The organism is Citrobacter sp. Cy070, assembly GCF_030332245.1.
Taxonomy (GTDB): Bacteria; Pseudomonadota; Gammaproteobacteria; order Enterobacterales; family Enterobacteriaceae; genus Citrobacter; species Citrobacter youngae.
On sequence record NZ_JAOWIG010000072.1, the window covers coordinates 22,866 to 48,858 of the forward strand.

Sequence of the window (25,993 nt, forward strand, 5' to 3'; positions counted from 1 at the left end):
ATAGTTAATAACTCTGCTGCAACTTTTAATTCAAGGTTGCAGCTATTTAACCAAGATATAAATGATATGAATCTACAAAATACATTCAGAATAATTATACTTTCTACCACTATCTCTTTTAGCTATTCGTCAGTCGCCAGCATAGTGATTAACGCTACCCGTGTCATTTACCCTTCCGACGCGAAAGAGGCGCTCATTAAAATGGTGAATCAGGGGCAACAACCTTTATTAGTCCAGTCCTGGTTAGACGATGGTCATGAAGATGTTGATCCGCAAACCTTAAACGTTCCTTTTATCGCCTCCCCCCCGGTAAGTCGGGTCGATCCTAAACAGGGATTGACCGTACGCTTAAACTGGGACGGTCAACCGTTACCTACCGATCGTGAAAGCGTGTATTGGTTTAATGCACTTGAAATCCCCGGCAAAAATAAAGATGCCGCCAAATCGAATCAACTGCAGATCGCGCTGAAAACCCGCATCAAAGTATTTTATCGCCCGGCATCCCTTCCAGGTTCGGCGGATGACGCAATCCAACATCTGAAATGGAGCCTTGCTAACCAAGGTAAACAAGTTTGGGCGACGGCGAAAAATGACTCTCCTTATTTTGTTTCGCTTGTTGGCGCTAACATCACTTCCGGAGGGAAAAAATACAAAATTGAGCCCGACATGGTCGCCCCTTTTTCCAGCGCCAGCTATGAAGTGAAAACGCTCACCACTCCTCGGCTAGAATCCGTTTCATGGACAGCCGTCAATGATTACGGGGCTAACGTTGACGTAACGGATAAATAAAGAACACGTGCAAGGATTGCTCTATGTCGATGTCAAAACACCGGTTAGCGACCTCAGTATGGGTATTACTGGCTATTTGTCAGACAGGATTTGCTGACGATAATTACATTGAATTCAACGATGACTTTATCTTCAGCAATGCAGGTAAAAAATCGACAATCGACGTGTCACAATATGCGCGCGGCAACCCGGTGAAACCCGGTATTTATACCGTCTCCGTTTGGATTAACGGTGAGCAACAGCAAACTGCAAAGATCCAGTTTATTGACAACCACACCCCGAACGCGTCTCCCTGCCTGACTCGTGAGGTGCTCGATGAAGCAAACGTTGATGTAAACAAACTCCCCACGGCAGATGCGGACGAAGGTGAATCGCAATGCTATATACTGGCGGATTATTACCCCTCATCCAGCGTGAGTTACGATCCTAATTCACAGATCCTGATGCTCACAATTCCGCAGCTGTTTCTCGTCAGCCACCCTGCGGGTTATGTCAACCCCGCACGTTGGGATGCCGGTATTCCTGCTGCAATACTGAACTGGAGCTTCAGCGGCTATCACAGTGAAAACGACGGTAGCGCTTCTGACAGTGGTTATCTGGGGCTCGGCTATGGTCTCAATTTGGGAGCATGGCGGTTACGTTCCAGCGGCGCGCTGAACTGGGCAAAAGACGATAGCGCGACCTGGGACAACTACGACCTCTATTTGGCACGCGATTTACCCCCTATCCGGGCACAAATGGAACTAGGTCAGGTCACCTCTCGCAGCGAAGTACTGGATAGTATCGGCATTAAAGGCGTACATCTGTATAACGACAAACGTATGGATCCACATGACGGTCGCTACGTTCCCGTCATCAACGGCGTGGCTAACAGTAATGCCAAAATTACCGTACGACAGCAGTCTCGCATCATCTATGAAACCACCGTTCCCCCAGGTCCTTTTGCCCTGAAAGATTATTATGTGGCAATCAACGGCGCTGACCTTGACGTTACCGTGGAAGAAGCTGATGGGTCAAAACGGTTATTCACCGTACCGTACGCCTCTGTTGCTCAGTTAATGACCAAAGGTGAAGTTGACTGGGATTTTGCCGTTGGGACATTAGACAACGATGGCAACAGCGATTCTCCCTGGGTGCTCACCACTAACGGTAATTATGGACTGAGCGATATTTTCACGCTGTATGGCGGCATACAATCAATGGAAGAAGACTATCTGGCGGGGATGCTGGGTCTGGCGATGAATACGCGTCTTGGTGCTATCGCAGTCGATGTTATCCACTCTCGCGCTTCACTTGAAGATATTGGCGCTCTGCAGGGGCAGAGTTACCGTATAAGCTACAGTAATGTGCTGGACGCAACACAGACCAATTTCAGCTTTAGCGCCTATCGATACAGCACCAAAGATTACCTCTCGCTTAATGACGTCATCTCTTTGCAAAATAGCATCGATAGTTATAGCGACGATCACGATACTAACCGTAACGATGCGTATCGCAACAGCTACAGCCATTCCAAGAATGAGCTTCAGGCTAACGTCAATCAACCGATCAACCTTAACGGCGAAGATTACGGTTCATTTTATCTCAGCGGCACCTGGACGAGTTACTGGGGTAGCTCAGACAAAACGTCTCAGTATTCGCTGGGCTACAGCAATACTTTCCGCTCCATCTCGTGGAATATCTCGCTGCAGCGCAGTTATAACGAATGGGGCGATGAAGATGACAGCCTGTACGTTGGGTTGAGTATTCCTTTTGGTAGCAACGCTCAAAACGATCAACCAGCATTCTCCAGTCTGAACCTCAGCGCCAATAGCGACTTTAGCGGCAACAACGGTTTCACCAGTACGGCCAGCGGCAACAGTAGCAACAATAAATGGAACTACAGCCTCAGCACCACCGCTAACCAGGCCAGCCAGGGAGAAGACACCTATTCCGTCAGCGGATATTCCACTTATAACGGCGCGCATGGATCGACCAGCGTTTCCGCTACAGTCGATAAAAATCATAACCAGCAGTATTCCCTAAACAATAACGGCGGTGTGCTGCTACACAGCGGTGGATTGACGCTCTTACCGGGTAATGTCAACGCACAAAGCGCCATAGCCCTTATTGAAGCGCAAGGTGCAGATGGCGCGACCACCGCCAATGGGTATGGTGAGATTGACAGTGCCGGATACGCAGTTGCCACCAGTCTTTCACCTTATGCCGAGAATACCGTCGGACTGGATCTCAGCACCATCAAGGCGGACGTCGAAGTGAAAAATACCTCCGCCGCCGTGGTTCCGCGCGATGGTGCCGTGGTGAAAGTCACCTTCGCCACCCAGCAAGGTCAATCGGTGTTTGTCACGCTCAGACGTAGTGATAACAGTTTCATTCCATTGGGCGCGAACATTCTCAATGAGCAGGGAAAATCCGTTGGCGCAATGGGTCAGGCGGGCCGCGCCTTTTTACGCGGGATCGAACAACGTGGCAGCCTGAAGGTTATTTGGGGGAGCGACGCGGCAAGCTACTGCGATGTGACCTACCAGATCCCTGACGCGCCCGCGATGATCGGAAAATCAATTCATCTGGAGACGTTAGTTTGCCAGATGCCAGGAGCCGGAAAGTAGCTTATGCGCCAGGTAATGCTTGTTTCTTTTCTATTATGCAGCCCGCATCTCTTTGCGGCGGATGTCGTGGTTAACTTTAAGGCCAATTTGCTTGCTATGACCTGCACCGTCAATATTGTTGTTGGTTCAAGCAAAGCGGTGAACCAAACCATCGATTTTGGTGTATTAACCCGCGCAGAACTTGAGGCTCAGGGCGCTAACACGCTGAAAGATTTTTCGTTGCAGTACAGCAACTGCACGATCGGCTCCAGTACAAACCAGACAGTGACCTGGATGAAAACGGGAATTAAGGCCTCATCTGTCTACAGCGGTTATCCAACCGAACTCAAGGGTGGGGATAACGGGGCAGCAGCGGTTTTGTATCGTTCTGGCTCCCCAAACTCTCTGTTGGTTCTCAATAGTAGTACTCCGCTTGACTGGACCTCGACTGAGCGCACCAATAAAGCCCTGAATCTGGTCTTATCTCTGCGTCCGACGTCTTATGCAACCTCTGCGACAAGTGGCACTTTCAACGGTTCGTTGACGTTCACTACCACCTATCAGTAGGAGCCACCATGAAATTTATCCCAACAGTCTTATTGCTGATATCCACACCGCTATGGGCCGCAATCAGTACCAATACAAATGTATTAACGGTTAAGGCGGAGCTGGTTACCGGTAGCTGTTATATTGCCGCTTCTGATATGGATTTAGGTGACCTGGACGCAAGCGAATTCTCTGCGGGTGGCGCATGGGCGGATTTATCTGCCACTGCGCAGGGAAACGTAACCTTAGCAGGGCAAATGCTTACTCTGAGCTGCGACTCAGGGTCCGTTGCCAAATCTCTGGTAATGAGCATCAAACCGCAAAAGGCGCAGCTAACCGGTAACCAGATCTTCCCTAATGAATATACAGGGCCAACAGGGCGAGTTAAATCAACAACCGCAGCAGGTAATGTTGGCGTTGTCGCTTTTTTTGACGGAAAAAATGTTTTAAATAAAGACAATACTTCCGAAGTTATTATCGATAGTAACTATATTGGTACCGATGACAATAAGGTCCTTCCTATCCTTCGCGCCCGCTTCCAGAAAATAGATTCATCAAAACCGGTCACTCCAGGTGGAGTATTAAGTCAGGTGCAAATCAGCGTGAGCTACAAATAATGGATAAATGGCAGGTTAATATGAGCACGATGATTTCACGATCAATTTCTTTTGTGGCATTACTGCTGAGCGGAATTTATTCATATCAGGTGCAGGCCAAGGAGTGTTATTTTGAAACAATTAATACCAGCACGGTAAGCGCGGGAACGTTAGTTGTTAATAGTTATAACCCATCCAGTACAACACCCGTGTTATTGGGGACATTAAGTGCAGGAAAGTATGGTAACTTAGTCTGTAATACAGGTAATGATGGTTCTGATTTTTATGGAATGACCACAGTAACAAGCGGTACGCAATCCGATAGTTATACCAGTACCAGCGGCAGTACAAAATATAGCTACAATAGAGTTTTTTTTCCAACGAGCATACCCGGAATATATTATAACATTTACATAGCTAATTCTATTAATGCTAATTATACAGCTTATATTCCGTCTAATACGAGTTGGACACGTGAGATCGATAATGCTGCAGATGGAAGTTTTCCTGTTGGATTATACGTCGAGGTTTGGCAACGTGGGGTGGTTTCCTCAATAGGTAATGGTGAAGCGCATCCGGTCATAAATGGTGAGGTAGGTAGGTTTAAAGCAGGAGATGAAAATATAACCAGTCAACAGATTGTCGCCACAGTAAACGCTTCTTCATTCACCGTAAAATTCGCCGCGCCAACCTGTAACCTATCCGTTTCCCCCACCACCATCGACTTTGGCGATGTGGGTAATGACAAACCACGAAAAACCTTCACCTTGAAAAATAGCAACTGCGTTAATGCTTCAGGGGTTACCCTTAAACTGACGTCGACCAAAGCGGCTTATGATAATAGCGGGTTGTCTATTCTCGCCAATACCACGACTGGCACCTCAGCAGCGGGCGGACGGGGAGTGGCGGTTTCTTACGAGGGATCGTCCCGGCAATATCTGTCGGCGAATGACACAAATTCTTCAGTGTCCATCGACTTTGGTTCCATCGTAACGGCGAAAGATATCACCATGGCCGGATTACTCACCTGTACCTCCGCCAGCAACAACAGTACCTGTGATGACTACACCCCCGGAGCCTTCACCGCCGTAGGCACCCTCAGCGCGACGTACAAATAAATAAGAAATCCGGTAATACAAAGAATCGTATTACCGGATGACTGACCTGTCAGAATGTTTCCCAGTTATCCGTATTTACCGTGTTTGATTTTGGCAGTGAAACCGATGGATTAACGGCAGGTGTAACGCGTTTAATTGCGCTTGTCCCGGTTAAACGGAATGTGCCGACGGCTTCCGTTAAGCGTGCGGCCTGCTCTTCAAGAGAGGCCGCAGCGGCCGATGCTTCTTCAACCAGTGAGGCGTTTTGCTGCGTGACCTTATCCATCTCTGAAATCGCCTGGCTTACCTGGACGATACCCCGGCTTTGTTCATCAGAGGCCGCCGCAATTTCCAGCATAATGTCGGTGACACGTTTTACCGCATCGACAATATCCGTCATCGTATTGCCTGCCGCGACCACTTCTCCGGATCCCTGGTCAATCAGTCGGACTGATTCGCTGATCAATCCTTCTATCTCTTTTGCCGCCTGGGCGCTGCGGCTTGCTAACGTACGTACCTCACTGGCTACGACGGCAAACCCTCTCCCCTGCTCGCCTGCCCGCGCCGCTTCGACCGCTGCGTTCAGCGCCAGGATATTGGTCTGGAAGGCAATGCTGTTTATAACGGCGGTAATTTCGGAGATTTTCTTCGAACTTGTTGAGATATTCCCCATGGTTTTAACCACGCCAGAGACCATCTGACCGCCCCGACTGGCCTTGCCGGAAGCATCTTCCGCCAGCGTGCTCGCATGATGTGCGTTGTCGGCGTTTTGCTTCACCGTAGCCGTCAGTTCTTCCATGCTGGCCGCCGTTTGTTCAATCGCCGCGGCCTGTTGTTCAGTTCGTGAAGAAAGATCGGTATTGCCCGCAGAAATCTCACTGGTACCACGGTAGATTTCTTCCGCCCCCTGACGTACCGTGCCCACCGTTTTCCCAAGCGATCGTTGCATTGTTTGCAGATGACGGCTCAGGCGACCAATTTCGCTGCGCCCGGTTGGTTCCTCCGGCATCGTCAGATCGCCCGCTGAAATTTGCTCAATGCGCTGGGCCGCACGTAACAAAGGATGAATAACGGTACGGCGCAAAACAATGAACGTCATCACGGTCAGCGCCAGCGCAAGAACGAATGCACCCAGCATAAAGGCCATGCCAAGCTGTGTACGTTGGTGCGCCTGTTCGCTTAACTGATTCGCCCTGGCGGTACGAATATCGATCGCCTTTAACAACACCTTGTTGTAAGCAGAGTCCAGCGGTCTGGCCTGTTCATTTTCATGGTTGATGATCGCCTCGAACATACCGTTTTTAGCGTACTTCAGCATAGGCTGTAAGCCGTCGATATAGGCTTTGAAATTGGCGCTCAGTTCAGCGTCTAACGCCTCTCCGTCAGTGGTTTTCACCGCACGCGCCATATAGGTATTAAAACCGTCCTGCGATTGCTTAATACGTTTTTCTGCCTCGGCAATATTGGCCTTCATGTCATCCATTTCAGCAATACGGCTCGCCGCACCAGCATGGATCATGTTGATACGCGCGGTGCGTAAGTGGTTAGAGCTGTTAGATAACCCCATCCGAACCTGAATCTCATCGGTTACATCGCGCTGATCGCGATCGGCCTGCATAAGAAAATAACCTGCCAGCCCGGAACTTAAGGCGAACAGCAGAAGGATGCCACCGAGAATGGAGGAAAACAGCGGAACCAGCCGGATTTGATGCAGAAAGCCCAGTTTATGCTGGGCTTGCATCGATGTAGTGTTGTCCATGACCGTCGACTCTCTTGTAGGGTTTATGCGTGAAAACACGCCCGTTAGATAGTCATCGGCAATCCGGGAAGTTTACTTACCGTGAAAAGCGCCGGATTCGTCACACTTTCACAACATCATTCAAAGAAATTCAGGAAAGTGCCAGCGGTGAAATCCGCTGGCCAATGAATCAGTTATCACCAAAATGGATAACGGTACGGATGGATTTACCCTGATGCATTAAATCAAACGCGTCGTTGATCTGCTCCAGCGGCAGGCGATGCGTAATAAACGGATCTAACTGAATTTTTCCGCTCATTGCTTCTTCGACCATACCCGGCAACTGGGTGCGCCCTTTTACACCGCCAAACGCGGAACCGCGCCACACGCGCCCGGTTACTAACTGGAACGGACGTGTTTTGATCTCCTGACCAGCACCCGCCACGCCAATGATGATGCTTTCACCCCACCCTTTATGGCAACACTCCAGCGCCGCACGCATCACGTTAACGTTGCCGATACACTCAAAGCTAAAGTCCACGCCACCGTCGGTGAGCTCAACAATCACGTCCTGCACCGGCTTATCGTAATCGTTCGGGTTGATGAAATCGGTCGCGCCCATTTCACCCGCCAGCTTGAATTTTTCCGGATTAGTATCAACGGCCAGAATACGCCCGGCTTTCGCCTGTACCGCGCCCTGAATCACCGCCAGGCCAATACCGCCCAGACCAAATACGGCCACGGTATCGCCTTCTTTCACTTTCGCGGTGTTATGGACCGCTCCGATCCCGGTGGTTACGCCACAGCCCAGCAGACACACTTTATCCAGCGGAGCCTGCGGGTTAACCTTCGCCAGCGAGATCTCTGCGCAAACGGTGTATTCACTGAAGGTACTGGTGCCCATATAGTGATAAATCGGCTCGCCGTTATACGAGAAGCGCGTTGTGCCATCCGGCATCAGACCTTTGCCCTGTGTCGCACGCACGGCCTGACACAAGTTAGTTTTACCCGATTTACAGAACTTGCACTCGCCGCACTCTGCGGTGTACAGCGGGATCACATGATCGCCCGGTTTCAGGCTGGTGACGCCCTCACCCACTTCAACCACGATGCCCCCGCCTTCATGGCCGAGTATCGCCGGAAACACTCCTTCCGGATCGTCGCCAGAGAGCGTAAAAGCGTCAGTATGGCACACGCCTGTGTGGGTAATTTTAACCAGCACTTCACCTTTCTTTGGCGGTGCGACGTCGATCTCGACAATTTTTAACGGCTGACCGGGGCCGAATGCAACTGCTGCGCGTGATTTCATTTGTCTCTTCCCATTATTGCGAGGTGATGGTGTTATTTTAGATAAGCGCGCAGAAGATGGCCGATTTCAGCCATGCGCACAGCACGCTGGTCTGGGGTAGTCTCCCCGCTGACCAGTTCATCTTTCAGGTGGATCTCAACCATTTCGCCCATCAGGCCATTGGATGCGCCGCGCACAGCGGCAATTTGTTGCAGGATCGCCAGACACGGCTCGCCGGACTCCAGCGCGCGCTCAAGCGCATCAACCTGGCCGCGAATACGGCGTACACGGGTGAGAATGCGTTTCTTATCTTCAGGTGAATGCGGCATACGCCCTCCAGATACCATACCCCCCTATAGTATCAGTAATTTTACATCTTTGTAAAATCCACTACCCCACGCGCAATAAATCACTGTATCTCGTCGTATAGCGAGGCGAAAGCATGTCTCGTTTCATTGCCCACGGTTGCTGTATCCCTTGTCCGGCAAACCAGAGCGTCCCTTTACCATTTTTAGCATTAAGGGTATCCAGAACCGTCATAAGTTTGTCGCTATTATGCCGCGGGACGTTTTCATCAAAAAGATTTAGCTGCGCCATACCGGAACTGAAAAAATCCCCTAACATCACGCCTGCTTTTTGATAATGCCGCCCCTCTCGCCAGATGGCGTCAAGGCAGCGCGTCGCCGCACCAATAATATCCCGACTGTCCTGGGTTGGTGTCAGTAGTTTTACCGACGCGTTGTTACCATAGTAAGGTTCGTTATGGGCAAATGGACTGGTTTTAATAAACGCAGAAATGAAGCGGCAGAACTGGTGCTCTCCGCGCAACTTCTCCGCCGCACGTGAAGCATAGGTACAAATCGCCTCTCGCATGGCATTATAATCCGTGAGCCGCTCACCAAACGACCTTGAGCAGATGATTTCCTGCTTAACCGGCGCAAACTCCTCCAGTGCCAGGCACGATTCGCCGCGCAATTCCCGTACGGTTCTTTCCAGCACAACGCTGAAATGTTTGCGGATAAAGCGAATATCGGTTTCAGCCAGGTCGCAGACCGTTTTAATGCCCATAGCGTCCAGTTTTTTACTGATACGGCGTCCAACACCCCAGACTTCATCAACCGGAACTGCGGCCATCAGCTTGCGTTGGCGCTCGCTATTCGATAAATCGACCACACTGCCGGTCTGATCCTGCCACTTTTTAGCCGCATAGTTTGCCAGCTTAGCCAGTGTTTTGGTCTGGGCAATACCGACACCCACTTTAAGATGAGTTTTCTGCAAAATAGTGTCCCTCATCTCGCGACCAAAATCAGTAAGATCTCTGCAGTTCCTCACCCCCGTCAAATCACAGAACGCTTCATCAATACTATATCTTTCCACGCGCGGAGAGAGTTCCTCCAGGATGGACATGACTCTGCTACTCATATCCGCATACAGCTCGTAATTTGAACTAAAGCACGTCACGCCGTAACGTCGAAACAGATCTTTTTGTTTGAAGTACGGAGCCCCCATTTGGATACCCAATTTTTTGGCCTCCGCGCTGCAGGCAATAACACAGCCATCGTTATTTGAGAGAACCACCACCGGTTTATCACAGAGATCAGGCCGGAAAACGGCCTCACAGCTGGCGTAAAACGAATTTACATCGCAGAGTGCAAACATCAGCGCAGAGCCTTCACGGCATAGGTAACGACACCGAATACATTCAGTGATTCTTCACGACCGATAACGATCGGTGCATAAGCGCTGTTCATTGGAACGAGCTGTACCGTTGGACGAAGCTGCAGCCGCTTAACCGTGAACTCACCATCAACGGCAGCGATAATAATGTCGCCATGTACCGCCGTCAGCGAACTGTCAACAACCAGCAAATCGCCATTATCGATCCCCCCTTCAATCATTGAATCCCCCGCGGCTTTCACGAAGTACGTGGCACTGGGATGCTGAATTAGCAATTCATTCAAGTCGATGCCCCGCTCGACATAATCCGCAGCCGGGCTGGGAAACCCGCACTGAACAAGGTCACTAAACAAGGGGGTTGTATTGATTTCGCGGAGATCCGCTGGCTTGAGAAACAACATAATGACTCATCCAATATTAACTGTATTTATATACAGTAGTTTTATCTGAGCAGTTGTTCAAGCGGCTTTTTGTGGCGCTATTGCTATTCACCTGAATTATAACGACTAGTGTCTGTACAAACGTATCGCGACATGAAACCGGGTATAGTAGCGCCATAACATCATCAAAACGGACACACTATGACTACCGCAGGGAAAAGCAATCCGCTGGCCATTGGCGGCCTGATCGCGCTAACGCTCATCTGGAGCTATAGCTGGATTGCCATGAAACAGGTCACGCACTACATTGGTTCATTCGATTTCACCGCACTACGTTGTTCTTTTGGGGCATTGTTATTATTTATTGTCCTGATGCTACGCGGACGCGGAATGCGCCCGACCCCGTTCGGTTATACGTTGGCGATAGCCTTGTTACAAACGTGCGGCATGGTGGGATTATCACAGTGGGCGCTGGTCAGCGGCGGTGCGGGAAAAGTCGCTATTCTGAGTTATACCATGCCCTTCTGGGTGGTCATTATGGCCGCCCTTTTTCTCGGTGAACGCATGCGTCGTTTGCAGTACGTCGCTATTGCAGTGGCGGCGTTTGGCCTGATACTGGTATTACAGCCGTGGCAACTGGACTTTTCGTCAATGAAGAGTGCGCTGCTGGCAATCCTCTCGGGCATCAGTTGGGGAGCCAGTGCGGTTGTCGCCAAACGTATGTATGTTCGTCATCCCAGTATAGACCTGTTAGCACTCACCTCGTGGCAGATGCTGTATGCCGCGCTGGTGATGAGTCTGGTAGCCTGGCTGGTCCCACAGCGAACACCTGACTGGCAGCCTGTCGTATTCTGGGCATTAGGATATAGCGCCGTACTGGCAACCGCGCTGGCCTGGAGCTTATGGCTGTTTGTGTTGCGTAACCTGCCTGCCAGTATCGCCAGTTTAAGCACACTGGCGGTGCCGGTTTGCGGGGTACTATTTTCCTGGTGGTTGCTCGGCGAAGAACCTGGCGTTGTCGAAGGTAGCGGGATTGTGCTGATTGTTCTGGCACTGGCCATCATCAGCCTGAAGAAACGCGCCACGCAGGTGCAACGCGTTGAAAAAGAGATCTCATGCGAAAAATAATCACAGAGAAATAAAACACCCCGCATTACGCGGGGCGTTTTATCAGGAACGTTTTCGCGGCATCATGCGCAACAACGTATTATCCTTCCAGAAATAGTGATGTAGCAGAGCCGCGGCGGCATGCAGGCCAATGACAAAATAACCCAGGTTTGCCAGCGTTTCGTGCCATGATTTCAGCATATCGGCCAGTTCAAAATTGGCTTCTGCCGCATGTGGCATAACAATGCCGAATGCAACCCACGGATTTCCCCGGTTATACATCATCACCAGGCCAATAATCGGCAGCGCAATAAACAGCAAATAGATAACCAGATGCCCCAGATGCGCCATGCCAATCATCATCGGCTTCGGTTTTGGTTCAATCGGTGGTGCCGGATACTTAAGTCTGACCAGCAGACGCGCCACCATCAACGCTAAAATCGTGATACCACAGGAAACATGCACCATGTTGAACCCGGGACGATAGCTGCGCGGGAAAAATCCGCGAAACTCCATGGCACTGTAGGCCACAATGACCAACAAAAAGACCAGCCAGTGAATGCCAATTTGCAGGCCAGAATACTTCTTCCCCATAACACTTCTCGAATCAAAACAATAATGCGTCAACATAACGGGCTTTTGTTAAAAATTCATTAAGTTTTGTTCACCCATTTTCAGTCAGTTACGTTTAACCGCAAAAACAGCTATTGCCGCGGATGCCTGACTGGACTATGCCTGGTAGGGAAAATATGTCGTACCGTCTCATCCTGACAGGAGAAAACCATGAATAAAATTGGCATTAACGGTTTTGGTCGTATCGGTCGTCTGGTATTGCGTCGGCTACTGGAGGTCAAAAGCAGCGTGGAGGTCGTCGCTATCAATGACCTCACCTCACCGAAAATCCTCGCTTATCTGTTAAAACACGATTCAAACTACGGCCCGTTTCCCTGGAGCGTCGACTTTACCGAGGACGCACTGATTGTCGATGGTAAAAAAATTGCCGTTTACGCCGAAAAAGAGGCCAAAAATATTCCGTGGAAAACGACTGGCGCAGAGATCATCATCGAATGCACCGGTTTTTATACCTCAACAGAAAAAGCCAACGCGCACCTGGATGCCGGGGCCAAAAAAGTGCTGATATCCGCCCCGGCTGGGGATATGAAAACCATTGTCTTTAACGTCAACGACGACACGATGGATGCCAGCGATCGGATTATCTCTGTCGCGTCGTGCACCACCAACTGCCTGGCGCCGATGGCAAAAGCGCTGCATGACAGCTTCGGTATTCAGCTTGGCACCATGACCACTATCCATGCTTACACCGGAACGCAATCACTGGTTGATGGCCCTCGCGGGAAAGATCTGCGCGCCTCACGCGCGGCAGCAGAAAATATCATTCCTCATACCACCGGTGCGGCGAAGGCGATTGGTCTGGTGATCCCGGCCCTGAGCGGGAAATTAAAAGGTCACGCCCAGCGTGTTCCGGTAAAAACCGGATCCGTTACGGAACTGGTGTCGATTCTGGGTAAAAAAGTCACTGCGGAAGAGGTTAACGACGCGCTGAAAAAGGCAACGCTGAACAATGCATCATTCGGCTATACCGACGAAGAAATTGTCTCGTCAGATGTCATTGGCTCACATTTCGGTTCAGTATTTGATGCAACACAAACCGAGATCACCGAAGTGGGCGATCTGCAACTGGTAAAAACCGTGGCCTGGTACGATAACGAGTACGGTTTTGTCACCCAACTTATCCGTACGTTGGATAAATTTATCACGCTTTAGTGTTATGGCGGAGGATCGCCTCCGCCTCGTTTCATTTCCCGATAATTCAATACGTTGTGAGTCTCTCCCCGTTTTCAACCCATTAAGTGTGCTATAGCTAACCTTTGCCACAAAGGGAGCACAGTAATGGAAGCACTGAGTCGAGAAACGTTAGAAACTATGATCGCGCAAGCCGTTGCCCACGCCACCACCGTCTCAGTCTGGCCAATGGGTGAAGCCCCCGGAGCAAAAAACAGCGATGCGGTATTTACCCCCGAACCCAGACATACAGGAACCTCTCATTACGATCGTGCGGTAACCGGTATTCGTGCCCCAGAAATCACCGTCTACGCCCCCGCAAAACCGAATGGTGTGGGAATACTTGTCACCCCCGGCGGCTCTTATCGACGCGTAGTGCTGGACAAAGAAGGCAGTGCGCTGGCGCCCTTTTTTAATGCCCGCGGTTATACTCTGTTTGTCATGACCTATCGCTTGCCGGGGGATGGTCACGAGGAAGCGTCAAACGCACCGTTGGCCGATGCCCAACGCGCTATGCGCTACATTCGGGCTAACGCACATGAATGGGGAATCGATCCTTATCGTATCGGTATACTGGGCTTTTCCTCCGGCGGTCATGTGGCAGCCAGCCTGGGAACACGTTTTGCTGAATCGGTTTATACGCCCCTCGATAGCGTAGACGAACAACCCGCCCACCCCGCGTTCATGGCGCTGGTCTATCCGGTGATTAGCCTGCGTGAGAATATCGCTCACCCAGGCTCTCGCCTTGAATTAGTTGGCACGACCCCCGAAGAAAAGGACCTGCACCGCTATTCACTTGAAGAACGGGTTGAGAACACAACGCCGCCGACATTCCTGCTACACGCCATTGACGATCCGGCGGTGAAGGTAGAAAACAGCCTGGTCTTCTTTAATGCGCTACGTGAGCAGGGCGTTCCGGTCGAAATGCATCTGTTTGAACGCGGTAAGCACGGATTTGGTATTCGCGATGCGCAAGGGTTACCGCTGGCCATCTGGCCGGAAATGATGATGAACTGGGTAGCCACTAAAGTGTGAGGATGGCGCCGGGTGGCGTACAGACTCACCCGGCGAAAAACTTAGGACTGCAGATACACCACTTGCGTTTGCAGGTATTCGTTCAGACCATGTTTACCATCAGCCCCGCCAATCCCGGACTTACGCCAGCCAGCGTGGAAGCCCTGCATCGCCTCGAAGTTTTCTCGATTAATATAGGTTTCGCCAAACTTCAGCCCCTTAATCGCTTTCATCGCCGTATTCAGATTCTGCGTATAGATCGATGAGGTCAGACCGTAGTCGCTGTCATTGGCCATTGTCAACGCCTGTTCCAGCGTATCAAACGCCACCACCGGCAGCACCGGACCAAACGTCTCCTCGTGCATAATCGCCATCTCCTGACGTACGTCTAACAGTAAGGTCGGTGGATAGTAATAACCTTTGCCGGCAACGGCTTTACCGCCCAGAACCACTCTGGCCCCTTCCTGCACTGCGCGCGCCACTTTCTGTTCCACACGTGCCAGCGCAGCCGCATTAATGAGCGGCCCCATCGCGATGTCATTACGCTCGGCCGGATTGCCAAACTGGACGGCTTTCATTGCCTCTCCCAGACGATTCACAAACTGGTCATAGATACCTTTCTGAACGTATACGCGCTCAGCACAGTTGCACACCTGACCGGTATTGATCACCCGCGAGTCAACAATAGCCTTCACTGCCAGCTCAAGGTCAGCATCGTCCATGACGATTGCCGGCGCTTTGCCACCCAACTCCAGACAAACTTTGGTGATGTTTTTGGCCGCTGCGGCCATAATTTTCTCACCTGCACCGACGCTACCGGTCATGCTCACCATCGCCACCTTCGGGTTTCCAGCCAGCTCCTGACCGACCGTTTCACCGCGTCCCAGCACCAGATTAAAGACTCCGCGCGGTAAACCAATGTCATCAACAATTTTGGCAAAGGCGATGGCGTTATTCGGTGTGAATTCACTCGGCTTAATGACAATGGTATTCCCCGTCAGCAAGGCGGGAGCCAGTTTGCGGGCAATCAGGAAAAACGGGAAGTTCCACGGCAGAATGCCCGTCGTCACGCCCAGTGCACGCTTAAACAGCAGGATATTCTCACCCGGGCGATCGCTTTGCAGGATCTCGCCTTCATAGCGACGCGCCCACTCAGCCATGTAATCGATATAGTCGGCGGTAAATGAGACTTCGACCTCGGCCAGTTGCTGTATTTTTCCACCTTCCGCCACAATCAACGCACTGATTTCAGCGGCTCGCTGACGGATGCCCGCAGAAATTTTGCGTAACCAGTTCGCCCGTTCAATAGCAGGCAGGGCTTCCCATTGCGGCTGAGCACGCTGTGCGGCATCGATCGCTTTACGCGCATCTTCAGCGCGTCCATCGGGAATACGCGAGATCAGCTCTTCGGTCGCTGGATTGATGACATCAATCCAGGCATCGTCGTGCCAGGTCACAAACTGCCCATCAATATACATAGGATGTTGTACGGGTACTGACATGCGCTTCTCCTGTGATTGATTTGTTTTTAACAAGTAAAACTATTGTTAATTAATACCAATCATGCATGACGCATTACTGCTGGAATTGTCGTTCTGTGAGCCGCTTCATAAAAGCATCTGGTAATGTCATGGCGGAGGGAAAAAACAGGCAGGATTTATGCCCGTTTGCGGCAAAACGCCGACAAACGGGCAGCAAAGATTACAGCGATCGGCTCGCCAGCAGGTCAGTCAGCGCCGTATCGTTTTGCAGATGCAACCATGCATCCTCAACATTCTGCGGAATATCAACATGGGCGATAAAATCACGACCACGAGGGCCATAGCCGGTTGCATCATCGCGCAGTCTCGGCAATTCGCCGGTAATCAGTGAAAGATAGCGATCCACAGACCACAGCCCCTCCGCAGTTGGCGCGAAATCCACACCACCGTTCTGTAGAGTCAACTCAGGGATAAAACCGGGAAAACTCAACCAGCGCGGCGCCTGCAGAAAATCACGGGTTACACGCTGAAACGTCGCCATCGTGCGGCGTTGCATTGTAGGGTCCTGCACCACAATGACCGTGTGAATATTTTCTGTCGCCTGGTTCAGTAAGGCACAGCTAAAGCGTGCATTCTCACCGCAGTTTGTTGACTGGTCTTCCACCCAAATCGTCTCACCCGGAATTTGCCAGAACTGGTGCGCAATATCAGCCAGGATCGCAGCTTCTGCTCGTCCGCTGGTGCGGATGATGTTATAGCGAGGATGCTCTGCAATCGCGTCATACAGAAAGCGCGTAGAATGACCGATGCCACCGCTAATCAATAAGGGAACCTGTTGTTCTTTCGCGATCCGACAGGCGGCGTCGATGGTCGGAATAACCGCGTTGCCCGCCAGAATCACGCAGTCTGACTGAACGGTGATGTTCTCCATAAAATCATTCTGCGCCAACCATCGCCCTACGGTATTTATCGCCGCAAGGGTGGCTGCGGAAAGTATCGGGAACTGACTCATACTCATAACTCCTGGTGTTTATTCTTTACCGGGTACAGATGCCGGATGGCGGCTATGCCTTATCCGGCCTACGGTCCAGCATCGCGTCACCCCGTAATCTGCTCCATCGCCTGCAGAATACGTTTATCGGAGATCGGATATGGTGTGCCAAGCTGCTGGGCAAAATAGCTGACTCGCAGCTCTTCTATCATCCAGCGGATCTCTTTGACATCATCATCTTCACGCCGCGCGGGCGGCAGTTTATTGAACCACTGCTGCCAGGCCTGCTGCACACTATCTACTTTCAGCATCTGCGCCCGATCGCGATGTGGATCAATCGCCAGTTTCTCCAGCCGTTTTTCAATGGCCTGCAAATAACGCAACGTATCGCCCAGGCGTTTGAATCCATTGCCGGTGACAAATCCACGGTACACCAGCCCGCTCATTTGCGCTTTGATATCCGAAAGCCCCAGCGCCATGGTCATATCCACACGCCCTTTCAGACGTTTGTTGATATTAAATACCGCTGTCAGGATCTGTTCGACCTGCTTCGCAATATCGACCACTGTGTCATTCAGCTCAGCCCGCACTTTTTCGTGCAACGCCGCAAAGCCCTCTTCCGTCCACACCGGGCCGCCGTTAGCGTCGATAAGTCTATCCACACCGCAGGAGATACAGTCGTCAATCAAATCCAGCACTTTGCCATACGGGTTAAAATACAGCCCCAGCTTCGCTTTATTAGGCAGTTTCTCGTGTAAATATTTGATAGGTGATGGAATATTCAGCAACAACAGGCGGCGTAAACCGCACCACATCGCCTGCTGTTGCTCCAGCGGATTATCAAACAGTTTGATGGCAACGCTGTCACGCTCATCCACCAGCGCAGGCCACGCTTTGACTTTATAGTTGCCGCGTTTTTGCTCGTAACTTTCCGGTAGTTGACCGAAGCTCCAGATGTGCAATCCGCTCTGTTCAATACCGTCATCCGCCACCGCAGACAGCGTTTCCTGAACTTTGCCCTTCAGCGCATCTTTCAAATCCTGCAGCGAACGCCCTTCCTGCAGCTTCCTGTTCTTATCATCCACGACCCGGAAGGTGATTTTTAGGTGATCGGGCACCTGATCCCAGTGCCAGTCGTCACGGTCAACGGTGACGCCGGTCATGCGGCGCAGTTCACGCTCCAGCGAGTCCAGCAGCGGCAGTTCCAGCGGCGTCACTCGGCCTAAAAACGCTTCCGCATAGTTCGGTGCCGGCACAAAGTTGCGTCGTACCGGTTTTGGCAGTGATTTAATCAGGGCGATCACCAGCTCACGGCGCAGCCCCGGAATTTGCCATTCAAAACCGCTCTCTTCGATCTGGTTAAGCAGCGGCAGCGGAATATGCACGGTCACGCCATCCGCATCAGCGCCGGGTTCAAACTGATAGCTCAGGCGCAGTTTGAGATTGCCCTGATGCCAGAAGTTCGGGTAATCCAGCTTGCTGATTTTCTCCGCGCCCTCTTTGATGAGCATGCTCTTTTCAAAGTTGAGCAGATCCGGTGTCTCGCGGCTAACCTTCTTCCACCAGCTGTCAAAGTGGCGGGCGGAAACCACATCATGGCTGATGCGCTGGTCGTAAAACTCAAACAGCGTCTCATCATCGACCAGAATGTCGCGACGGCGTGATTTGTGCTCCAACTCTTCCACTTCCGCACGCAGCTTGAGGTTGTCACGGAAAAACGCATGGCGAGTTTGCCAGTCGCCTTCCACCAACGCATGGCGGATGAACAGTTCACGCGACAGGACTGGATCGATCTGGCTGTAGTTCACCTTACGGGCGGCCACAATCGGTAAGCCGTAAACGGTGACCTTTTCTGTCGCCATTACAGCACCCTGCGCGCGTTCCCAGTGCGGTTCACTGTATGAACGTTTGATCAGATGCTGGGCAACCGGCTCCACCCACTCGGGATCGATACGTGCGGCAATACGTCCCCACAGGCGGCTGGTTTCCACCAGCTCAGCAACCATCGTCCATTTCGGTGGTTTTTTAAACAACCCAGAACCGGGGAAGATCGAGAAGCGGGCGTTACGCGCGCCGGTAAATTCCTGTTTATCGGCATCTTTCATCCCGATATGCGACAGTAACCCGGTCAACAGCGCAACGTGAATTTCCCGATACTCAGCAGGTTCGCTGTTAACCGGAATACCCAACTCTTTCACTACCTGGCGCAGTTGCGTGTAGATATCCTGCCACTCTCGCACGCGCAGGTAGTTTAGAAAATCAAGTTTGCACTGGCGACGGAACTGGTTTGACGACAGCGCTTTTTGCTGCTCGCCAAGATAGTTCCACAGGTTCACAAACGCGAGGAAATCAGACTCTTTGTCGTGGAAGCGGCGGTGTTTCTCGTCAGAAGCCTGTTGCTTGTCCATTGGACGCTCGCGCGGGTCCTGAATGGACAGCGCCGAGGTAATGATCATCGCTTCACGTACGCAGCCATGTTTTTGCGCTTCCAGCACCATGCGCGCCAGACGCGGATCCACCGGCAGTTGCGACAGTTGACGGCCCAACGGCGTTAACTTGTAAGCGGTTGCCTGTTCGTCGGTGGTTATCGCCCCCAGCTCTTCGAGCAGGCGTACCCCGTCCTGAATATTGCGTTTATCCGGTGCTTCAACGAACGGGAATGCCGCGATATCCCCCAGTCCCAGCGCAGTCATCTGCAAAATAACGGATGCCAGGTTGGTACGCAGGATCTCCGGGTCGGTAAACTCCGGGCGCGACAGGAAATCGTCTTCGGAATACAGGCGAATACAGATCCCTTCCGAAACACGACCGCAGCGGCCTTTACGCTGGTTCGCAGAAGCCTGCGACACCGGTTCAATCGGCAAACGCTGGACTTTAGTACGGTAGCTGTAACGGCTGATACGCGCAGTGCCCGGGTCAATTACATATTTGATCCCCGGCACGGTTAGCGAGGTTTCCGCCACGTTGGTAGCCAGCACGATACGGCGGCCGCTGTGCGACTGGAATACGCGGTTCTGCTCGCTGTTAGAAAGACGCGCATAGAGCGGTAGCACTTCGGTATGGCGCAAATCCAGCTTATTCAGCGCATCCGCAGTATCGCGGATTTCGCGCTCGCCGCTCATGAAGATCAGAATATCGCCCTGACTTTCACGGCCTAACTCATCTACAGCATCAAAAATTGCCTGCAGTTGGTCACGCTCGGTGTCATCTGCATCTTCAACAATCGGGCGATAACGCACTTCCACCGGGTACGTTCGACCGGAGACTTCGATAATCGGCGCGTTATTGAAATGCTTTGAAAAACGCTCCGGGTCGATGGTCGCCGAAGTGATAATAATTTTGAGATCCGGACGACGCGGCAGGAGTTCTTTCAAATAACCGAGCAGAAAATCGATATTCAGACTGCGTTCATGCGCTTCATCGATGATGATGGTGTCGTACTGCATCAGCAGCCGATCCTGTTGGATTTCCGCCAGCAGGATACCGTCAGTCATCAGCTTAACCATGGTGTTGTCACTGACATGATCGCTGAAACGCACTTTATAACCGATACAGCCGCCCGGCTCGGTTTGCAACTCTTCCGCAATACGGTTCGCCACGGTGCGCGCCGCCAGACGGCGCGGTTGAGTATGGCCAATCAGCCCTTTCACCCCACGCCCCAGCTCCATACAGATTTTCGGTAACTGGGTGGTTTTCCCCGAACCGGTCTCACCGGCCACAATCACCACCTGATGGTCGCGAATGGCGTCCAGAATATCCTGCTTTTTCTGGCTGACTGGCAGGTTTTCCGGATAGGTAATCTCCGGACGCGCCGCTTCGCGCAGCACGACTTTACCTGCTGCCTGCGCGATCTCTTTCGCCATCTCCTGGTAAATGGCCTGTTGTGCATCAGGATTTTTAACCTTCTTCACGCCGTGCAGGCGGCGGGCAAAACGCTGTCTGTCGCGCAGCATCAGTGAGTCCAGCTGTTGCTGCAGCATGTTGAAGGTTAATTTTTGTTGTTCTGTCATAGCGTTAGAGGGCAGTGCTCTGCCGGGTTAAATCTCTTGTAGATGATAGGTATAGAGTACCACATCGGCGCTTTTCATGTGTTGTTCAATAATTTCGAACATAGGATTCGATATATTGCGCTATCACTGCGGCAGGATTGTGAATAAAGTGTCAACAAGCAACGGGGCACATCCCCTTCAAACACATAAAAGGAAACACCCATGAGCAAGGTATTAGTTCTTAAATCCAGTATTCTGGCAGGGTACTCTCAGTCTGGTCAGTTGTCTGATTATTTTGTTGAACAGTGGCGTGAAAAGCACTCCGCTGATGAAATCACCGTCCGTGACCTGGCTGCAAATCCTGTTCCGGTGCTGGATGGCGAGCTGGTGGGTGCGATGCGCCCGAGCGATACGCCGCTGACGCCACGCCAGCAAGAAGCGCTCGCGCTGTCCGATGAACTGATCGCTGAGCTGAAAGCGCATGATGTGATTGTTATCGCCGCGCCGATGTATAACTTCAACATCCCAACGCAACTGAAAAACTACTTCGACCTGATTGCCCGTGCTGGCGTGACCTTCCGTTACACCGAGAAAGGCCCGGAAGGTCTGGTAACTGGAAAACGTGCGATCGTGCTGACCAGCCGTGGTGGTATCCATAAAGATACGCCGACCGACCTGATCACCCCGTATCTGAATGTGTTCCTGGGCTTTATCGGTATCACCGACGTGAACGTCGTCTTCGCGGAAGGCATTGCTTACGGTCCGGAAGTGGCATCTAAAGCACAATCCGATGCAAAAGCGGCAATCGACAGCGTCGTCGCTGCCTGATGATTGACCCTCTCACCATCCGGTGGGAGGGTTTTTACTTCTTTGCCTGCTTCCCGTGAATGCGATTAATATCACGCCAGATGGTTGCGTAATCCCTGCACTTCGCCAGATTTTCTTCCCAGCAATGCTGTAAAAATTGTTCCGGCTCCGCGACATCCCGGCTTAACAGCTTGAATACCCAACGATTCCAGACATACCACTTGAAAAGCCACATGATTTCACCCCAGGACGCTACCGGAGGGGAACTATATCAACATCGATATCATGCAGTGTGGCAACTATTGCGATATCGATGAATAATTCATGTGAATGCAATACTTGTCAGCTCCTGCTCAGAAATGAATTATTATTTCCTTAACCATTTCCCATTTATGCCCTGTACATACTCGCCGGGTTTAGCGCGGGCGACCAGCTTTTGTCCGGCCATTTTCGCCACTTCATCTGGCGGAATGTTGTTACTCTCAGCCAGTTGCTGATAGCTGGCGCTGCGCGCTTTATTAATCTCATTCACCAGCGCCTGCGTTTCAGCATCCGTTTTCAGCGCTACAAGATAGCCGTTAAGCGTTTCACCTACCCGTCCCTGCGTTCTGGCTTCATTCAGCGTCAATGCCCATACGTTGCCGCTCAAAAAACTTAACGCCACCAGGATCGCTACAAGCTGTTTTTTCATCGTGACCTCAGAACAGATCGCTGCGCGATTTCAGTAAACTCTCGACGTCTTTATCCACTTTGATATGGATCTCGTGCTCGATTTTGACGTTCATATTGATAGTGATGGGCTCTTTAGGCGCAGCCACTTCGATTCTGGGGGTACACCCCGCCAGCAGAGATGACGCAAACAGTCCCAGCATGGCAGCTATCGTTTTCATTGTTGTTCCTCACATTCCTTGCCTTCCGGGCAATGGGTTTCTGGCAGCGCTGCATTTTGTTCAAGCCATGCCTGTAAATTGTCGCCAAAACGCAAACTGCGCCATAGCGTAAAGACGTTTTCCTCGTGGGTGTAATTCAAATTAACCGTTCCCACTTTGCCATCCACCCGACTGTTGCCAGTCACCGTTGCCTGCATGGTTAAAACACCGAGGTTATCCAGATTTATTTTCGTCCAGGAATGACTTATTTCCATATAACGCAGCCAGTTAATGGCCGCACCAGCCGCCATATTATCTTTGACAACGGCATCCGCCGTGTCCTTATCAATACGCAACGTCATTGGTCCTGGGTTGGTCAGCCAGCCGTCTTTGATGATCCACTTTTCGTTATTCAGCCATAACGGTAACGCACCGCTGACCGGACCCGACATAGCAAACTGCTTCGGATTTACCGCACTGATGAGTTCGCTGGAGGAGATATTCTGCACCCGTAACAATGCCGGATCGTGCTGCGGCATCCGCAGTTGTTGCATAACCACTTTGCCACCCAGTAGTTCGGCGCTGACATCGCTTAACAGCAACGGATTGTCTTCACTCCAGGGATACCCGCCCTGCAGATCGGCGGTGATGTTTGTCGCAGCAACCTGATTCACAACTTCTGCAATACGTAATGACACCGGCCCCCGCGTACCCAGTTGCCATACGCCTTCGCTAAAACGAAACGGCAGCACAAAATCGACACCGTTAATTTGGTTATCAGGCATCCAGGCACTACCCCCTTTCAGTACACCGTGCCCCCCCGCCTCAAAGCCCTGCTCCGGCGCGGCGGAGAACGCCACCTGCGCATAAAGTTCACCTTCGCGCAGATTCATTTTCCAGTCCGGTGGTACCAATGGCTGGAAAACGGTGAGTGATTGTTTTGGCCACCAGGCCTGGCCACGCAGACGGATCCCATCCCAGCGCCCATTCAACTGTACAGGACCAATTGCTCCGGCATGAAGTTGACCTTTGAACTGGAAAATCGTCGGATCAGTTCCTTCAACACTGAACTTCAGCGTTGAAGGAGGTAAGACGCTGCCCCCGCTAAAGAGCGTATTTCCGGCATCGAGCGAAAGCGCACCGCTAAACGTCGGTTTTTCGGCATCACGGACCCACACAATCGGCGCATCCATCACCAGACGCGGGTTTTCCACCTTCATGGTGCCGTATTGCAGTTGGTCAAACCCGGTCGAGAGGTCGAAAAGTCTCAGGGTGTTGTCGTGCCACTCCCCTTTGCCCGCGACATCCCAAAGCGCATGCATCGGTGTAAAACTGCCTTTGCCCCAATACCGCCACTGCCAACGACCGGCATCAGGAAGAAAATCATTGGCCAGACCATCAAGGTGTAACTCAAAGTCACCCATCTGGTTCTCATGCGCTCGTAAAATGGCCTGCAGACGCCCATCCACACCGCGCTGTGTCACCTTAACGCCAGCCAATGGCCAGCGAATTTCGTCAATATCGAGTGAGTCGATGACTCGCCCACGGGAACGCAGCAATGCCCCTGGCTCGAAAGCGAGCTGCGGATCGATCAGGCTTCCGGTAAGTCTGGCGGGTAACTTCGCGTAAAAGATCAGGTCATCCTGTTTCGCCTCACCGATCAACTGTAACGGCATATCGCTACTATCCACACCGAGCCTACCTGGCCCTAACGTTAATACGGCGTTTCCTTTACCGGCATCGCCTTGCGTCAGAATGTTCAGACGCCCACTCACCACGGCATTTTCCAGACCGGCCTGCCAGTTTTCAACTTTCACCCCCAGACGCCCACTTAACGGGAACCCCTGATAAGGCCAGTTCCAGCGACCGTCACTGATAGTCAGTTGCTGACGCGTTATTTCCCATGGCAGATCGAGAAGCGGATCGACCGCATCCCGTGCCATGACGATCAGTTGTCCGCTGTTTTCTTGCCACTCAAGTTCGGCGTCAACCAGCGTTGGCTCCTGCGGCAAGCTCAGAGTAGCAACCGCATGCCCGCTCACTGGTAGTCCATCAGGAACCAGCGGCATGGTAAATTCACCGACCAGTTTTATCGGCGGCTGCCCTTCAAATGCTGCAACATCCAGCTCATTTACCGTCAGATTCTGTCCGTGCAGACGCCCCTGAAATTTAACTTTTTCACCCTGGTAGCGCAGCTGCTGGGTAGAGGGCGTTAGCGAGAGCGACAGTTTCCCCTGCCACTCCTGCCATGGAGAGAGAATAACGTTGTCGATGTTAATCCAGGTATTGGGTAGCATTGATTGCCATTCAGCCAGCGTTTTTGGCGCTACCGGCGAGGGTTCTGCCTGCGGCAATTTGGCCAGGCAAGCCGAGTCGAGCTCAATTGTCCCAACATTAAGCAACCAGCGACTGGGGTGAGAGAGCTCTGCCTGAGTAATGCGCGCTAGCGGGCAATCATCGACCAGATAGCGAAGTTCCGGGATATGCAGCCCATGCCGTGTCAGCCGTGGGCTCTCATCCAGCGCAATACGCGTGCCGACAGGCAACCAGACGCCCACCAGCGTGGGAACCCACAGGCCAAGGGTCATGACCAACGTCAGCGGCACGAGAATCAATAATAAGAGGAGTGCCAGAACGGCTTTATATTTACCCTTCATGGGTAGTTAATATCCTGATTTAGCGAAAATTTAAGCCGGTTTAGGCCAGTATTGTGGCATGTTTAGCTAAACATGCCCACCTTAAGAATAGATACCATTGAAATATATGTAATATTTATAGGTTGTGGGTAATAAAAAATAGTGGTCTCTCAGTGAGATACCCTGTACCACATCCGTCAGTGCCGCAGAAAACCGACCATTTTTTCGCCCTATTAGCCCTATGCCGTGCCTCATTTCTGATGAAAGGCAATGCCCAATAATTTGTCGAGCACAATATTAACCAGCGAAATAGCAATCTTCTCAACCTGAGCTCTTGCTGCAATTTCCACCGTGTTTTTATATTGTCGCAGCAGTTGATCTCTGGCGTAGAGCAACGCCTCCAGTTCACTGTCACTCAGTTTTCCCTGCCCACGAAGACGCAGCCAGTACGCAATTTTCTTACCGGTATCGTTTATTACCTCATTCGTATCTTTTGCTGCCGAGAGCAAGAGCGCTTTCAGTTGTTCTTTAATGGATTCAGCAACCTCATTTTTAATCGCATTCATGGCATCATCAATATCTGACATTTTTCATCCC

The 25,993-nt window shown here is 51.6% G+C and carries 23 protein-coding genes; 9 read left to right on the forward strand and 14 right to left on the reverse strand.

Annotation, left to right across the window (positions count from 1 at the left end):
• Nucleotides 1-66: 66 nt before the first annotated feature.
• From OGY19_RS13270 to OGY19_RS13290, 5 genes are all read left to right on the forward strand, one after another.
• Nucleotides 67-789: a fimbria/pilus periplasmic chaperone gene (locus OGY19_RS13270; RefSeq protein WP_048211581.1), complete on the forward strand. Its 723-nt coding sequence runs from the start codon at nucleotides 67-69 to the stop codon at nucleotides 787-789.
• A 23-nt stretch (nucleotides 790-812) separates the two neighbouring features.
• Nucleotides 813-3,398 (forward strand): outer membrane usher protein, encoded by a 2,586-nt coding sequence (locus tag OGY19_RS13275; protein ID WP_115602009.1) that lies wholly within the window; start codon nucleotides 813-815, stop codon nucleotides 3,396-3,398.
• Between the two features lie 66 nt (nucleotides 3,399-3,464).
• On the forward strand, nucleotides 3,465-3,944 hold the full coding sequence (locus OGY19_RS13280) for a fimbrial protein (protein WP_225807909.1): 480 nt from the start codon (nucleotides 3,465-3,467) through the stop codon (nucleotides 3,942-3,944).
• A gap of 8 nt (nucleotides 3,945-3,952) precedes the next feature.
• Entirely contained in the window at nucleotides 3,953-4,540 is a 588-nt protein-coding gene (locus OGY19_RS13285; RefSeq protein ID WP_048211578.1) for a fimbrial protein, read from the forward strand.
• A gap of 20 nt (nucleotides 4,541-4,560) precedes the next feature.
• Nucleotides 4,561-5,637, forward strand: coding sequence for a fimbrial protein (locus OGY19_RS13290; RefSeq protein WP_233609320.1), 1,077 nt, complete (start codon nucleotides 4,561-4,563; stop codon nucleotides 5,635-5,637).
• Between the two features lie 49 nt (nucleotides 5,638-5,686).
• On the opposite strand, the gene OGY19_RS13295 is transcribed toward OGY19_RS13290, so the two are convergent.
• The 5 genes from OGY19_RS13295 to OGY19_RS13315 form a co-directional block, all read right to left on the reverse strand.
• A complete protein-coding gene (locus tag OGY19_RS13295; protein ID WP_061067959.1) occupies nucleotides 5,687-7,375 on the reverse strand; it encodes a methyl-accepting chemotaxis protein in 1,689 nt (562 codons plus the stop codon).
• Between the two features lie 169 nt (nucleotides 7,376-7,544).
• Nucleotides 7,545-8,663: an S-(hydroxymethyl)glutathione dehydrogenase/class III alcohol dehydrogenase gene (locus tag OGY19_RS13300; RefSeq protein ID WP_115602007.1), complete on the reverse strand. Its 1,119-nt coding sequence runs from the start codon at nucleotides 8,661-8,663 to the stop codon at nucleotides 7,545-7,547.
• Nucleotides 8,664-8,695: 32 nt separating this feature from the next.
• Complete coding sequence (locus OGY19_RS13305; RefSeq protein ID WP_003833178.1) at nucleotides 8,696-8,971, reverse strand: metal/formaldehyde-sensitive transcriptional repressor; 276 nt, start codon at nucleotides 8,969-8,971, stop codon at nucleotides 8,696-8,698.
• A 61-nt stretch (nucleotides 8,972-9,032) separates the two neighbouring features.
• Nucleotides 9,033-10,301 (reverse strand): Y-family DNA polymerase, encoded by a 1,269-nt coding sequence (locus tag OGY19_RS13310; protein WP_115602006.1) that lies wholly within the window; start codon nucleotides 10,299-10,301, stop codon nucleotides 9,033-9,035.
• Complete coding sequence (locus OGY19_RS13315; protein WP_061067962.1) at nucleotides 10,301-10,720, reverse strand: translesion error-prone DNA polymerase V autoproteolytic subunit; 420 nt, start codon at nucleotides 10,718-10,720, stop codon at nucleotides 10,301-10,303. Before OGY19_RS13315 ends, OGY19_RS13310 begins: the two co-directional genes overlap by 1 nt.
• 180 nt (nucleotides 10,721-10,900) lie before the next feature.
• Between OGY19_RS13315 and OGY19_RS13320 the strand changes: the two genes are divergently transcribed.
• Nucleotides 10,901-11,827, forward strand: coding sequence for a DMT family transporter (locus OGY19_RS13320; protein WP_061067963.1), 927 nt, complete (start codon nucleotides 10,901-10,903; stop codon nucleotides 11,825-11,827).
• 42 nt (nucleotides 11,828-11,869) lie between these two features.
• Here OGY19_RS13320 and cybB read toward each other — a convergent pair whose 3' ends face one another.
• Nucleotides 11,870-12,400, reverse strand: a complete 531-nt coding sequence (cybB, locus tag OGY19_RS13325) for a cytochrome b561 (RefSeq protein WP_048211572.1) — start codon at nucleotides 12,398-12,400, stop codon at nucleotides 11,870-11,872.
• Nucleotides 12,401-12,589: 189 nt separating this feature from the next.
• On the opposite strand from cybB, the gene gap reads away from it, so the two are divergent.
• Both gap and OGY19_RS13335 read left to right on the forward strand, forming a co-directional pair.
• Complete coding sequence (gene gap, locus OGY19_RS13330; protein WP_086523686.1) at nucleotides 12,590-13,591, forward strand: type I glyceraldehyde-3-phosphate dehydrogenase; 1,002 nt, start codon at nucleotides 12,590-12,592, stop codon at nucleotides 13,589-13,591.
• Nucleotides 13,592-13,717: 126 nt separating this feature from the next.
• A complete protein-coding gene (locus OGY19_RS13335) occupies nucleotides 13,718-14,644 on the forward strand; it encodes an alpha/beta hydrolase (RefSeq protein WP_115602005.1) in 927 nt (308 codons plus the stop codon).
• A 41-nt stretch (nucleotides 14,645-14,685) separates the two neighbouring features.
• On the opposite strand, the gene aldA is transcribed toward OGY19_RS13335, so the two are convergent.
• The 3 genes from aldA to hrpA form a co-directional block, all read right to left on the reverse strand.
• The gene (aldA, locus tag OGY19_RS13340) at nucleotides 14,686-16,125 is read right to left on the reverse strand and encodes an aldehyde dehydrogenase (protein WP_115602004.1); all 1,440 of its coding nucleotides are present in this window, start codon (nucleotides 16,123-16,125) and stop codon (nucleotides 14,686-14,688) included.
• Nucleotides 16,126-16,324: 199 nt separating this feature from the next.
• Nucleotides 16,325-17,122: a YdcF family protein gene (locus OGY19_RS13345; protein WP_170927359.1), complete on the reverse strand. Its 798-nt coding sequence runs from the start codon at nucleotides 17,120-17,122 to the stop codon at nucleotides 16,325-16,327.
• 80 nt (nucleotides 17,123-17,202) lie between these two features.
• Complete coding sequence (hrpA, locus tag OGY19_RS13350; protein WP_115602003.1) at nucleotides 17,203-21,105, reverse strand: ATP-dependent RNA helicase HrpA; 3,903 nt, start codon at nucleotides 21,103-21,105, stop codon at nucleotides 17,203-17,205.
• A gap of 201 nt (nucleotides 21,106-21,306) precedes the next feature.
• Here hrpA and azoR point away from each other — a divergent pair, with 201 nt between their 5' ends.
• Nucleotides 21,307-21,912 (forward strand): FMN-dependent NADH-azoreductase, encoded by a 606-nt coding sequence (azoR, locus tag OGY19_RS13355; RefSeq protein WP_005126702.1) that lies wholly within the window; start codon nucleotides 21,307-21,309, stop codon nucleotides 21,910-21,912.
• A gap of 34 nt (nucleotides 21,913-21,946) precedes the next feature.
• Here the strand turns inward: azoR and OGY19_RS13360 are convergent, their stop codons facing one another.
• The 5 genes from OGY19_RS13360 to OGY19_RS13380 form a co-directional block, all read right to left on the reverse strand.
• A complete protein-coding gene (locus OGY19_RS13360; RefSeq protein ID WP_048211566.1) occupies nucleotides 21,947-22,126 on the reverse strand; it encodes a hypothetical protein in 180 nt (59 codons plus the stop codon).
• Between the two features lie 132 nt (nucleotides 22,127-22,258).
• Nucleotides 22,259-22,582: a YdbL family probable chaperone protein gene (locus OGY19_RS13365; RefSeq protein WP_061067968.1), complete on the reverse strand. Its 324-nt coding sequence runs from the start codon at nucleotides 22,580-22,582 to the stop codon at nucleotides 22,259-22,261.
• A gap of 7 nt (nucleotides 22,583-22,589) precedes the next feature.
• Nucleotides 22,590-22,781 (reverse strand): YnbE family lipoprotein, encoded by a 192-nt coding sequence (locus OGY19_RS13370; protein WP_115602002.1) that lies wholly within the window; start codon nucleotides 22,779-22,781, stop codon nucleotides 22,590-22,592.
• Nucleotides 22,778-25,417, reverse strand: coding sequence for a YdbH family protein (locus OGY19_RS13375; protein ID WP_115602001.1), 2,640 nt, complete (start codon nucleotides 25,415-25,417; stop codon nucleotides 22,778-22,780). Before OGY19_RS13375 ends, OGY19_RS13370 begins: the two co-directional genes overlap by 4 nt.
• Nucleotides 25,418-25,647: 230 nt before the next feature.
• A complete protein-coding gene (locus OGY19_RS13380) occupies nucleotides 25,648-25,983 on the reverse strand; it encodes a hypothetical protein (protein WP_048211557.1) in 336 nt (111 codons plus the stop codon).
• Nucleotides 25,984-25,993 lie beyond the last annotated feature (10 nt).